This window comes from Flavobacterium sp. (genome assembly GCF_046153165.1).
Classification (GTDB): domain Bacteria; phylum Bacteroidota; class Bacteroidia; order Flavobacteriales; family Flavobacteriaceae; genus Flavobacterium.
Map to the genome: position 1 here is coordinate 1 of NZ_JBJXEN010000074.1, position 12764 is coordinate 12764.

The 12764-nt window shown below is 31.7% G+C and carries 10 protein-coding genes; 3 read left to right on the plus strand and 7 right to left on the minus strand.

All coding sequences use genetic code 11. The features are described 5' to 3' along the window. Positions 1-197: 197 nt before the first annotated feature. The 5 genes from ACKVOV_RS08450 to ACKVOV_RS08470 form a co-directional block, all read right to left on the minus strand. Positions 198-2462: an aconitate hydratase gene (locus ACKVOV_RS08450; protein ID WP_409206321.1), complete on the minus strand. Its 2265-nt coding sequence runs from the start codon at positions 2460-2462 to the stop codon at positions 198-200. A gap of 212 nt (positions 2463-2674) precedes the next feature. After that, complete coding sequence (locus tag ACKVOV_RS08455; RefSeq protein ID WP_409206322.1) at positions 2675-3793, minus strand: acyltransferase family protein; 1119 nt, start codon at positions 3791-3793, stop codon at positions 2675-2677. Positions 3794-3904: 111 nt separating this feature from the next. After that, positions 3905-5071: a DUF1501 domain-containing protein gene (locus tag ACKVOV_RS08460; protein ID WP_409206323.1), complete on the minus strand. Its 1167-nt coding sequence runs from the start codon at positions 5069-5071 to the stop codon at positions 3905-3907. A 10-nt stretch (positions 5072-5081) separates the two neighbouring features. Beyond that, positions 5082-6467 carry a DUF1800 domain-containing protein gene (locus ACKVOV_RS08465; protein ID WP_409206324.1) on the minus strand — a complete coding sequence of 462 codons (1386 nt, stop codon included), beginning with the start codon at positions 6465-6467 and terminating at the stop codon, positions 5082-5084. A gap of 15 nt (positions 6468-6482) precedes the next feature. Further along, positions 6483-7289 (minus strand): hypothetical protein, encoded by an 807-nt coding sequence (locus ACKVOV_RS08470; protein WP_409206325.1) that lies wholly within the window; start codon positions 7287-7289, stop codon positions 6483-6485. Positions 7290-7556: 267 nt separating this feature from the next. On the opposite strand from ACKVOV_RS08470, the gene ACKVOV_RS08475 reads away from it, so the two are divergent. Further along, positions 7557-8780: a hemopexin repeat-containing protein gene (locus tag ACKVOV_RS08475; RefSeq protein WP_409206326.1), complete on the plus strand. Its 1224-nt coding sequence runs from the start codon at positions 7557-7559 to the stop codon at positions 8778-8780. 169 nt (positions 8781-8949) lie between these two features. Here ACKVOV_RS08475 and ACKVOV_RS08480 read toward each other — a convergent pair whose 3' ends face one another. Beyond that, positions 8950-9333, minus strand: coding sequence for a DinB family protein (locus ACKVOV_RS08480; RefSeq protein ID WP_409206327.1), 384 nt, complete (start codon positions 9331-9333; stop codon positions 8950-8952). 108 nt (positions 9334-9441) lie between these two features. Continuing rightward, the gene (gene htpG / locus ACKVOV_RS08485; protein WP_409206328.1) at positions 9442-11340 is read right to left on the minus strand and encodes a molecular chaperone HtpG; all 1899 of its coding nucleotides are present in this window, start codon (positions 11338-11340) and stop codon (positions 9442-9444) included. 182 nt (positions 11341-11522) lie between these two features. On the opposite strand from htpG, the gene ACKVOV_RS08490 reads away from it, so the two are divergent. Further along, positions 11523-12002 carry a lipocalin family protein gene (locus ACKVOV_RS08490; RefSeq protein WP_409206329.1) on the plus strand — a complete coding sequence of 160 codons (480 nt, stop codon included), beginning with the start codon at positions 11523-11525 and terminating at the stop codon, positions 12000-12002. A 10-nt stretch (positions 12003-12012) separates the two neighbouring features. After that, on the plus strand, positions 12013-12708 hold the full coding sequence (locus ACKVOV_RS08495; RefSeq protein WP_409206330.1) for an OmpA family protein: 696 nt from the start codon (positions 12013-12015) through the stop codon (positions 12706-12708). The last annotated feature ends 56 nt before the right edge of the window (positions 12709-12764 follow it).

A 12764-nucleotide genomic window follows, 5' to 3' on the forward strand; every position in this document is an offset into this window, starting at 1 on the left:
TAGCTGGTATATCTTGGACCAGGAACATTATATTTTTGAATTAAAGAAACTGACATAAGTGTAATTTACACGTCAAAAATAAAGTATCCAAAAATTAAAAGAAATGATAATTGTCATATTGCTAAAAAACACAAATATTTTTATAAAAAAAAGACTGCTTTATGAGCAGTCTTTTAATAAAATCAAATTGTTCAAATTTATGCTTTACCAGCAGCAATTAAGTTTAATGCAGAACCAGCTACAAACCAACCAATTTGACTATCATTGTAAGTATGGTTTGCTAAAATAATATCTTTCGATCCATCAGCATGAACAAATTCTAATGTTAATGGTTTTCCAGGAGCAAAATCAACTAAATCTGTAAAGTTAATTGTATCGTCTTCTTGAATTTTATCGTAATCTGCTTCATTAGCAAAAGTAAGACCTAACATTCCTTGTTTTTTCAAATTTGTTTCGTGAATACGAGCGAATGATTTAACCAAAACCGCTTTTACACCTAAAAATCTTGGCTCCATTGCTGCATGTTCTCTCGAAGATCCTTCTCCGTAATTTTGATCACCAACAACAACCGAAGAAATTCCAGCCGCTTTATAAGCTCTTGCTACTGCAGGAACAGTATCGTATGCACCTGTTAATTGATTTTTAACTGAATTTGCTTTTTGGTTAAAAGCATTTTCCGCACCAATTAACATATTATTTGAGATGTTATCTAAATGTCCACGGAAACGCAACCAAGGTCCAGCCATAGAAATATGGTCAGTGGTACATTTTCCAAAAGCTTTAATTAATAACTTGGCACCCATAATGTTTTTTCCGTCCCAAGCGGCAAAAGGAGCTAGTAATTGCAAACGATCTGATGTTTCAGAAACTGCAACTTGTACTCCTGAACCATCTTCAGCTGGTGCTTGAAAACCTGCGTCTTCTACATCAAATCCTTTAGATGGTAATTCATCACCTTTTGGAGGTAATAATTTTACCATTTCTCCTTTATCATTTAATAAAGAGTCGGTCAATGGATTAAAATCTAATCTCCCTGAAATTGCTAATGCAGCAACCATTTCTGGTGAAGTTACAAAAGCGTGTGTATTTGGATTACCATCGGCTCTTTTAGAAAAGTTACGATTAAACGAGTGAACAATGGTATTTTTTTCTCCTTTATCTGCTCCAGCTCTATCCCATTGTCCGATACATGGTCCACAAGCATTTGTAAATACTTTAGTTCCCATTTTTTCGAAAGTTGCGATGATTCCATCTCTTTCGATTGTATAACGAATTTGTTCTGAACCTGGATTTATTCCGAATTCTGCTTTTGGAGAAATTCCATGTGCTACAGCTTGCTCTACTATAGAAGCAGCACGTGACATATCTTCGTAAGAAGAGTTAGTACAAGAACCTATTAATCCCCATTCTACTTTTATTGGCCAGCCATTTGCAGCCGCTTCTTCTTTCATTTTAGAAACTGGTGTTCCTCTATCTGGTGTAAATGGTCCGTTGATATATGGTTCTAATTCAGATAAATTAATTTCTATAACTTGATCGAAATATGTTGCAGGATCTGCATAAACTTCATTATCACCTGTTAAATAATCGGCAACTTTATCCGCTGCATTTACTACGTCTTGACGACCAGTTGCTGCTAAATATCTTCTCATCGAGTCATCGTAACCAAATGTTGAAGTTGTTGCTCCAATTTCGGCACCCATATTACAAATTGTACCTTTTCCAGTACATGACATATTTATTGCACCTTCGCCAAAATATTCAACAACAGCACCAGTTCCTCCTTTTACAGTAAGGATATCTGCTACTCTTAGAATAACATCCTTTGGTGATGACCAACCGTTTAATTTTCCTGTTAGTTTTACTCCAATAAGTTTAGGAAATTTTAATTCCCAAGACATTCCAGACATTACATCTACTGCATCAGCTCCACCAACTCCAATAGCTAGCATTCCTAATCCACCAGCATTTACGGTATGAGAATCGGTACCAATCATCATTCCTCCAGGAAATGCATAATTTTCTAAAACGATTTGGTGAATAATTCCTGATCCTGGTTTCCAGAAACCAATTCCATATTTATTTGAAACAGAAGAAAGAAAATCGAAAACTTCTTTAGATTGTGAATTAGCAAAAGCTAAATCTGTTTTTGCACCATCTTTTGCTTGAATCAAGTGATCACAATGTACTGTTGTAGGTACAGCAACTTTACTTTTTCCTGCGTGCATAAACTGCAATAATGCCATTTGTGCTGTTGCATCTTGACAAGCAACTCTATCTGGAGCAAAATCTACATAATCTTTACCTCTTGTAAAAACACTAGAAGGTGTTCCGTCCCAAAGGTGAGCATATAGAATTTTTTCTGTTAATGTAAGAGGACGACCTACTAATTCGCGTGCTTTATCTACACGAGAGGCCATATTTGCATACATTTTTTCAATCATTTCAATATCAAAAGCCATAATTTCTATGTTTATTCGGTTTATCGTTTATTTACTTTCTCAGTTCGCTGATGCTTGTGTGAATATTCGTGATGCGAATTTACGAAAACGATATATTATTAAAAAATATTTAAAGGAATATATTGTTCAATTCTAATAATTTACGAAAAGCTAGTTTTTGTATTGTTATTATTATCAAAAATGAATTATTGAACATTAATTTTAAATAATTCTTAATTCTTATCATGTAAATTCATGATTGGTTTTTCGTAGAATCGATATAAAATATAGGACAACGAAAAGGTAATTCCAAAATAAATTAATAAAATTAAACTTGATGCTAATTTATACGAAAGCTGATTAAGAATATATTTAAAAATCACAATTACAATACTATAATGAATTAAATATACTGCATAAGACGTTTTGCTTATAAAAGTAACGCTTGTGAAAAATATAGATTGTGAATTTTTCCAAAAAATAAAATAAGGGAGTGTCAAAAAGAAAATCATTGACGAAAGGGTAAAATAGAAAACTAAAAAATACACTGGACAGGATATAATATCGACTTCTAAAACATTTAAAATTACAAATTGTAAGACAAATAAATGCGCTGCTAAAATTAGAAAATAGACTCTATATTTATCTAAAAAATGAGCATAAAACAGATGCAACCAAGCTAATAAAACACCATAAAGTATAGTATCGAAACGATAAATTACTATCGATTTTAGATTTGTATTCCAAATTTCCATATTGGTAATATTGCTGTTTTTCATATTAAAATAGCGGAGAATATGTGCTAAAACAATCAATAAAAGAATTGTAGATAAAAATGTCCATTTTTTAGACAATTTATTTCCAAATTTTAATACAAAAAATAAACTAAAGGGTAATAGGATATAAGTCCATTCTTCTACTGATAAACTCCATGATTCTGAAAAAAAACTAATCGAATATGTTTTAAAATTCTGAAAAAAGAAAAAATATTTATACCAATTTTGGGAAGGATAACCTAGAAAAAAAGCGATTCCTAAATTTATTAAAAGTATCAAATAGTAATTAGGTAATGTACGAAACCAACGTCTTTTTAGGAAAATAAAAATACTTTGTAAAGAAAAATTATCAGTAATATATTGTCGTAATAATATTGAACCTATTAGATAACCACTTAACACAAAGAATAATTCAACTCCTGCAAAACCTGACAATCCACTCAGTGAAATCACCATAGGATTTGAACTGTCTATTAAATAATATGCATGCGAAAATAAAACTAGCAAAATAGCAAGTGCACGAATCACATCTAGTCCAAATATTCGTGTGGTTTTTTCTTTTTCTAATGCATTCATTTCGTTTGTATTTGTGGCTACATCTATTTAATTATGCTTATAAAATCAAAGATATACAAATATTTGGCATTTGTCTTTTTCCTTTCTGGTATGTTGTGAATTAGCATTTTTTTAAAATAAACCTTCCATTTTTTTATTTTGAATCCCAATTTTTGTTGCATCAAAATTTAATTTGTTTTCTAATAATGAAGCATATACACTTCTAAAATCGGTTTCATGTTTTAAATCTCCATTGTCTAAGTCAGAAAGATTAGGATTATTTCCGATTACTTTTCCTTTATTGCTTCCACCAATAATAAACATAGGAGCAGCAGTTCCGTGATCGGTTCCTTTTCCATTGTCTTTTACACGGCGACCAAACTCAGAAAAAACTACAATAGTTACATTTTGCATGAGCTTGGCATTTTTTAAATCAGTATAAAAGCTAAAAATTGCATCGTTCAATTCAGAAAGTTTGTTATTGTGAATAGCCAATTGATTGTCATGCGTATCGAATCCTCCGAGGGAAGTATAATACACTTTCGAATTCAAATTTCCTTTTATTAATCTTGCAATCCATTCTAAATTTTTAGACAATCCAGTTTTTGGATAACTCACTTCCGATGTCGATTTTGCCAATGCTTTCTGAATTTCGTCCGAGCCTTCTGTAACCGAATTTGCTATTTTTCGAACAAAATCCAACTGCGGATTAGTAGATAATTGAACTGAATCATCATTGTTTTTATTTACTTTAAATCGATTTGGATCTTTTACTGTAATCGAATTTGGTTCTTGCCCTTTGAGTGCTAAATTATCTATCGAATCTAGATTAATTCCAGCCGTCGGCTGATGTTCTTTGCATTGTAAATCTAAATAACGCCCCAACCAACCGTCATCTAAATACTGATTAGAAGCCGAGCCTGTTTGCCAAATTTCTTGACTTCGAAAATGGGAACGAATAGGTTCAGGATAACCCACATTTTGAATCACAGCCAAATCACCGTTTTGTTGCATTGTTGCAAAACTTTTTAAAGCAGGATGAAAAGCCATTCCTTGTGTAGCACTAATGACTTCGTTTTTTGATAAAGCTATCTTTGGGCGCAAATCATAATACAAAGGATTCTGGAACGGGATAAAAGTATTTAAGCCATCGTTTCCACCATTTAATTGAACAAAAACTAAACATTGTTCTCCAATAACTAGATTTTGTTGAGAACCAAATGCAAACAAAAAATCGGGTAACAACAAAGCACCGCCAGTAAAAGTTCCTGTAAGTGAGAGAAAGTTTCTTCTGTTCATGATTTTAGTTTTAAATTAATTGGTATTCAGGAGTTTTTACCATGGCATTAAACAATCGTAAAACCGCATTTTCAGAACCTTCAGTAGTAGAATCGAAATCATATTTTAATATTTTTTCGAAATCTTGTTGTGTATTTTCATCTGTATCAAATAACAATCTGTCTTTTAATTCGGTAATGATTTGTTTGTTGTTTCCGCTTTTATTCCAATCGAGTTTAATGTTTATTTTCTGGAAAAGTACTTCATTGTCTTTTTCTTCGGCTTTAAACATTTTTCTATTAATAGTTCGACCACTACAAAACAAATCAGCAACATTATTTCGTTGCAAATACACTTGCGAGGTGAGCCAAGAATTCCCGCCAACCCAACCTTTTACATTGGGTTGATTAAATAAATCCATTCCTTGTTCTCGAAGAAATAAAACTAATATTTTTGGATTTTCTAATTCGATATTTAATTCTGAAATAAGCTGTAAACTATATTCTAACGGATTTTTTATTTTTGAACCCGCTGTTTTTTTAGTAAATTCTTCGGTAAAAATTTTAGTTAATAAAGGTTTGATTTCGAAGTTCATTTTCTTGAAATAATTACCATAATAAGTAATTAATTCAGTTGATGGATTATCATAAATAAACCATTTTAAGATTTTTTGTGTAATAAAATAAGACGTGTTTTTTTGCTCGAAAATAATATCTACTAAATCATCTGCTTTAAAATTTCCTGTTTTTCCTAAATAAGTTATAGTATCATTGTCTTCAAAAATGGGACGATATTGTGCTTCGTTTTCGCCAATTCCCATACCCGCTAAGGCTTTCGCTCCATTTTTAATATCACTTTCGGTATAATTTCCAATTCCGAGTGTAAATAACTCTAATAATTCTCGACTTAAATTCTCATTAAGTTTATTTTTTCGGTTATCTACATTATCAAGATAACGAACCATGGCATTACTCTTCAAAACTTTTTTAGTGAGTTCTTTAAAATTGCCAAAAGCATTTTCTCGCAATAACTGATTGTGCTGAAAAACCCAATAATTTACCTTCACTTTCTGATATGTAGACACAAAATGATTGTGCCAGAAGCAGGTCATTTTTTCTTGAAGTGGAAACTCATTAGTCATCATTTTTTTAATCCACCAAGCTTTCATCTCATTAGAAACTTGCACCTCTTTTTTAAGCATTTCTTTTGTACCCTCAGGATCAGATTTTATTTTTTGGCGGATTTCACGCAACTCTGTAAATGATTTTGGGCTTTTGTCTAAAAAAGTAGGAATTTGTGAATCGTATTTTGTCTGAAATGATTTTTCTAAGAATTTTTGCAAACCCAAACCCGAAATGGTTTGAGCTTGCTGATTAGAAAATCCCAGCCGCAATGACCAGAGTGTGTTATTGTTCATAATGAGAAGTTTAAATTAGCGTCTTCCTCGTCTTGAAACTTTTACTGCTTTTACATTACCACGTTTGTTTTTATGAATTACCGTTGTTCCTCGGCGATTTTTAACAATTAGTGTAGAGGAATGTCTTCTTGGTGAATATACTTTTCTTGCTACAAAAACACGAGGTGTTGGAGTTCTATGATAATATACACGATGAGGTGCGCATCTTGTATAAAATATTGCATGACGGTATGGTCTCCAAGGTTTCCACCATCTTGGATAAAATCCCCAACGGTGTGGTGAAACCCAAACTACATATCTTGGAGAATAAATAAAACGAACACTTGGCCAAAACCAGACATTTACCATAACATTAGTTGTAATAATCTCTGGCATAGCTGGACCAGATTTGGATTTGTCTATCGAATCTTGAGTATCAAAAGGTTCTACAATAGTGTTCTCGGCATATAATTCGTTGTCACCATCTATTTGTAAGGTTGCTTCTTCGTTTCCTGTTTTTTCGATACCAATTGTTGCGATGTCTTGTTTTTCGCTTTCACTCAAATAAGTACTTAGAACAATAACATGAGTGTCGTTTTCTTTAATATCATCTACATTTATATAATCGATGTTCCCGTCATTATTTAAATCGAGATTGTTTACATTGTTATTTTCCTCGTTAATGAGCTTCTCGAATTCTTCTAATGAATTCGATTTTTTAAAAATGGCTAGAGCTCCTTCTAAACTAAAATTATCTCCAGTAAATTCTGGTGAATCATTTTCTTGAGCAAAACCTAATGCAATTCCTAGAAAGACAAATAGGAGAGTGGTTATTTTTTTCATAATCTATATATTTTTATAAGTAAGACTATTTAAAATTGAAAAGGTTTAAAATTTATTTTAAAATTACTTAAATGAACATGAGCTGTAACTAATTTGAGGAAATAAGTTTTTATTTATATAAATTAAATGGCTTGTAATCAATTATTTGTTGTTAAAAATGGGCAAAATAACCTATTGGAATAGGGGAAATAACCTCTTTTGTTTTATTGTAATAAAGCTAAAATTTGTATTTCAATTTGATACAATTTAATTATTAAATAAAAAAACATGAAATCAAACTTTATACATGCTATTTTAGAAGGGCAGGAAGCTTACGCCGGAAGAGCTTATTTTTTTAATGGGGATAGATATAATCGCTATGATTGGGATACTGACCGTGCTGTAGATGGTTATCCGATGGATAATTCGCTATGGGGGTTACCTATGGGGAAAAATATAGATGCAGCTATAAATGGGCAAGCTGAGTATGCTGGTAAAGCTTACTTTTTTATAGGTTCAAAATATTATCGTTACGATTGGAAAAATGATGCTATGGATGCGGGATATCCAGGAGATGTAAGCGCTTGGGGATTTCCTGGTACTTTTGCAACTGGAATTGATGCCGCTGTAAATGGAGTGGGTAAATATGCTGGTAAAGCTTATTTTTTTAAAGGAAATCAATATATTCGTTATGATTGGGCAAATGATTCAGTAGATTCAGGTTACCCTCAAAATATTTCTGCATGGAAGTTGCCAGCTTCTTTTTCGTCAGGCTTTGATGCTGTATTGAATGGTGAAGGTAAATATGCGGGAAAATTGTATTTTTTTAAAGGAAACCAATATGCAAGATACAATTGGGCTACTGAAACTATCGAAGCAGTTAGTCCTATTTCAGGAAATTGGCCTTTATTACAGGAGTTAATTCAATTTGGTATTGCTAAGAAAAAATCTTTTGAATGGTTAAATGTTACTAGACCACAAGTTAAATCATATATTAATTTTTTAAAGACAGGGAAACCTTTTATTGGGGATAAAACTGTCTTTGAGGCTGCTTTGAATGTGCATTTTCATATTTCTACTTCAATGCCTACAGCAACTAAGTTGATACATTTGGATCAGATTAATACTAATTTTGATAAAATGGTAACAACTTTAAATAAAAGTTCTGATTTGGTTCGTGGGAGGACTAAAGCAGAGTCTATTGCTGATGGAGGAGTAGATGCTAGTGGAATTCCTTATCCAGCTTACGCCTTTTTTAACGGAACTATAAATATTACAGAAACCTTTGCAAAATTTGGACCATTATGTCAAACGGCAATGATTTCTCATGAACCAATTCATTATGTTGATAGTATGTCAAATAATTTAAATGAATTTTATGAGCATGGCCCTCAGTATGCAACTATTACTGCTGTTCAAGCTTCTCATAATGCATCAAGCTATGCTTGTTTTGCACAGCATGTTTTTTATAAATCAGATACTCGATACGGTGCTGGAAAACCTAGTCTTTAAGTAGTTGAAAGACTTCAAGAAAAGAAAGATCGATATACTTCGGTCTTTTTTTGTGTTTTTAAAAAAGGTTGAATTATAGTTGTGTTTTAAATTTTTCAATTTGTCTTCTGTGACGTAAGATATTTACAATAGCATGTTCTACGATTTGTTCGATATCATAATATTGTCCTCAAGAGGTTAATATTTTTTTGTCATTATCATATACTTCTAACTCGGAATCATAAATATTGGAAAATGTTTTTTGAGTATATTTTATAACATCATCTAAATCTTTTTTATAATCAATCGCATTTGTACGATTGATTCGTTCAGGTCTTTTACTATCAATTCCTCTGGAGTTTTCTATATACACACAATAAGAATAACTAGCGCCTACAATATGTGTGAGAATAGTTTGTATCGATTTACAATCTTTATTTTTAGTTTCCTGATCTATAATAAATGCTAAATCACTTTGTGAAATATCTTCAATCGTATTTTGTAACTCACGAATAACTTTTTCATATTCTAGTAGAATTACATTTACTGCATTTTGAGATTTTGATGGGTTCATTTTTTTTATGAATTTAGAATGCTACTTAATCACTATTCTTTCTCAAAAATAACAAAAGTAAAACCTGCAAGTTTTCACTTACAGGTTTTACTTTTGCCTTTTGGCTAATTACTTAATCAATTCAAAACTTCTCTTTACGAAAGCGGTTAATTCTTCGCCTTTTAATAAATTTTGAGACAATTTTGCCAAATCTAAAGCTTGTTTTACCAAGTTTTCTTGAGCCGATTTGTCTTTGTTATTTAAAATTGAAGTAGCTAAATCAGAATTTGTATTTACTACTAAATTGTACATTTCTGGCATATGACTCATACCAAACATACTACCACCGCCAGACTGACTCATCTCTTTCATACGACGCATAAATTCTGGTTGTGTAATAATAAACGGAGAAGCATTACTATCTAAAGCTTCTAGTTGCACAGAATATGCTTTTGGTATAAAGGCTTCTAAAGATGTTTTTAAGCTCTCTTTTTCTTCGTCTGATAATTTAGAAATTGCTGTTTCTTCTTTCTTAATCAAATTATCGATATGATCTGAATCGACACGAACAAAAGTTAGATCTTGATTATCACCTTCAATTTTTTGAATTAAATGTGAGATGATAGGAGAATCTAATAACAAAACTTCGTAATCTTTGTCTTTAGCAATTTCTATATAAGAATGCTGTGCTTCCTCATTTCCTGCATATAAAATGACTAATTTTCCGTCTTTATTGGTTTGTTTTTCTTTTAGGTTTTCTTTTAGCTCTTCTAAAGTAAAATATTTACCATCTACCGTTGGATACAAAACAAAAGCGCCTGCTTTTTCGTAGAATTTCTCTTCAGAAAGCATTCCGTATTCTAAAACAATTTTTATATCATTCCATTTTTGTTCAAAATCTTCACGGTTCTCTGTGAATAGAGCTTTTAGTTTATCTGCAACTTTACGAGTAATATAGTTAGATATTTTCTTTACTGCACCATCTGCTTGCAATCCTGAACGAGAAACATTTAACGGAATGTCTGGTGAATCTACCACACCACGAAGCATCATTAGGAATTCAGGAACAATTCCTTCTACATTATCGGTTACATATACCTGATTTTGGTACAACTGAATTTTATCTTTTTGAATTTGTAAATCGGAACCTAATTTCGGGAAATATAGTATTCCAGTTAGGTTAAAAGGATAGTCTACATTCAAATGAATATGAAATAAAGGCTCTTCAAACTGCATTGGATAAACCTCACGGTAAAAATCTTTGTAATCAGCATCAGTCAAATCTGTTGGTTGCTTTGTCCAAGCTGGATTTGGATTGTTAATGATGTTGTCAACTTCTACTTCTGTAAAAATGTTGTCTTTATCTTCGGGAGCAACTTCTTCTCCTTTTTTCTGTTCTATTTTTTCTGTTCTAGTTCCAAATTTAATTGGAATAGGCATGAATTTATTATACTTATTTAATAAACCAGAGATTTTAGAATCTTCTAAAAACTCTAAAGAATCTTCGGCAATATGTAGGATGATTTCAGTTCCACGTGTAGTTTTGTCAGCAGCTTCTAAAGTAAACTCAGGGCTTCCGTCGCAAGTCCAATGGGCAGCTGGTTCATTTTTATAAGACTTTGTAATAATTTCAACTTTCTCTGCAACCATAAAAGCAGAATAAAAACCTAAACCAAAATGACCAATAATTCCTGAATCTTTGGCAGAATCTTTGTATTTGTCTAGAAATTCTTCAGCTCCAGAAAATGCCACTTGATTAATGTATTTTTCTACTTCATCTGCTGTCATTCCTAGACCTTGGTCTATAATATGGATTTTTTTTTCTTCTTTATCAATTTTTACTTCAATGATAGGGTTTCCATATTCAACTTTGGTTTCACCAATACTTGTAAGATGTTTTAATTTTAAAGTTGCATCGGTTCCGTTAGAAATTAACTCACGCAAGAAAATCTCGTGATCGCTGTATAAGAATTTCTTGATTAAGGGAAAGATGTTTTCTACCGAAACATTAATTTTTCCTGTTGTCATATTTGTATGTTTTTTTTAAAGGTTTTAATTTTAAAAATAGACTTTCAAATAGAATACCAATTGTGCTTAGAATGACAAATTGGCGTAAGTGTTAATTTTGAAAAAAAATAATTTAATTTTGAAACAATTTTGTTTTTTTTGAATTGTATCTTTGTTAACTATTAATTCAAAACTTTTATAGAATGAAAAAAATAATTGCACTATTCACATTTATTATAGTTGTTACTTCTTGTAAAACTCCGGCGCCAGCTGCTGCAACAAATGTTGATAGAAAATCTCAAGTAGCGATTAAAGGGAATTGGACAATTACATCTGTAACTTATGCAGGTTCAGATATGTTTAAAATTACGTCTTTTGACCTGGCAGATTCAAAATGTTTTGTAGGTAGTACTTGGAAATTTATCTCAAACAATGATTCTGGAGAAATGGCTTTAACACAACCTAACTGTACTAGTTTTGCTTCTCCAATTAAGTGGTATGTAAATAAAGATGGGCAATTTGTATTGAAATTTTTAGCTGAAGGAATAAAAGCTAAAAAAATGCAACAAGGTTACATTCTTAAAGTAGCTGATCAAACTGTCGAATCATTCAAATTAATTGACAATATTAACATTGGGGGAAAGATGACGAATATCGTTTATCAATTTAACAAATCAAACTAACATATACAACATGAGAAAATCAATTATATACTTACTTTCGCTTACGTTTCTTTTAGGAACTGTTTTATCAAGTTGCGAATCAATAAAAAACACAAATAAAACCCAACGTGGAGCTGCAATTGGAGCTGTTGGAGGTGCAATACTTGGAGGTGTTTTAGGAAATAACATCGGAAATGGAGGAAATGGAGCTTTGGGTGCTGTTTTAGGAGGTGTTATAGGAGGTGTTGCTGGTGGTGTTATTGGTAATAAAATGGATAAACAAGCTAGAAAAATTTCAGAAACTTTACCTGGAGCTAAAGTAGAAAGAGTAGGGGAAGGAATCAAGTTAGTTTTGGGTGAAAATTCAATTCGTTTTGATACTAATAAATCTACACTAACAACTACTGCAAAAGCAAATTTAGACAAATTAGTAACTGTTTTTACAGAATACCCAGATACTGATATTCAAATATATGGTTATACAGATAGTTCAGGAGCCGATGATTATAATATGACACTATCCCAACAAAGAGCTGCTTCTGTAAAAGCTTATTTATCAGGAAAAGGTTTAGCAAGTTCTCGTTTTAATACTTCTGGACTTGGAGAAGGAGATCCTATAGCTTCGAATGAAACAGCCGAAGGAAAATCTCAAAATCGTCGAGTAGAATTTGCAATTACTGCAAATGATAAAATGGTAAATGATGCTAAAAAAGAAGCTGGTAACTAGTTTTTTAAAGTAATATTTTTAGAAGCTGTTTCGCAAGAAGCAGCTTTTTTTATTTC

What these genes read in the sequence shown, in the direction of transcription:
- htpG (WP_409206328.1), bottom strand. Translation starts at nt 11,340, where the DNA reads ATGACAACAGGAAAAATTAATGTTTCGGTAGAAAACATCTTTCCCTTA.
- ACKVOV_RS08480 (WP_409206327.1), bottom strand. Translation starts at nt 9,333, where the DNA reads ATGAACCCATCAAAATCTCAAAATGCAGTAAATGTAATTCTACTAGAA.
- ACKVOV_RS08455 (WP_409206322.1), bottom strand. Translation starts at nt 3,793, where the DNA reads ATGAATGCATTAGAAAAAGAAAAAACCACACGAATATTTGGACTAGAT.
- ACKVOV_RS08475 (WP_409206326.1), top strand. Translation starts at nt 7,557, where the DNA reads ATGAAATCAAACTTTATACATGCTATTTTAGAAGGGCAGGAAGCTTAC.
- ACKVOV_RS08470 (WP_409206325.1), bottom strand. Translation starts at nt 7,289, where the DNA reads ATGAAAAAAATAACCACTCTCCTATTTGTCTTTCTAGGAATTGCATTA.
- ACKVOV_RS08450 (WP_409206321.1), bottom strand. Translation starts at nt 2,462, where the DNA reads ATGGCTTTTGATATTGAAATGATTGAAAAAATGTATGCAAATATGGCC.
- ACKVOV_RS08460 (WP_409206323.1), bottom strand. Translation starts at nt 5,071, where the DNA reads ATGAACAGAAGAAACTTTCTCTCACTTACAGGAACTTTTACTGGCGGT.
- ACKVOV_RS08495 (WP_409206330.1), top strand. Translation starts at nt 12,013, where the DNA reads ATGAGAAAATCAATTATATACTTACTTTCGCTTACGTTTCTTTTAGGA.
- ACKVOV_RS08490 (WP_409206329.1), top strand. Translation starts at nt 11,523, where the DNA reads ATGAAAAAAATAATTGCACTATTCACATTTATTATAGTTGTTACTTCT.
- ACKVOV_RS08465 (WP_409206324.1), bottom strand. Translation starts at nt 6,467, where the DNA reads ATGAACAATAACACACTCTGGTCATTGCGGCTGGGATTTTCTAATCAG.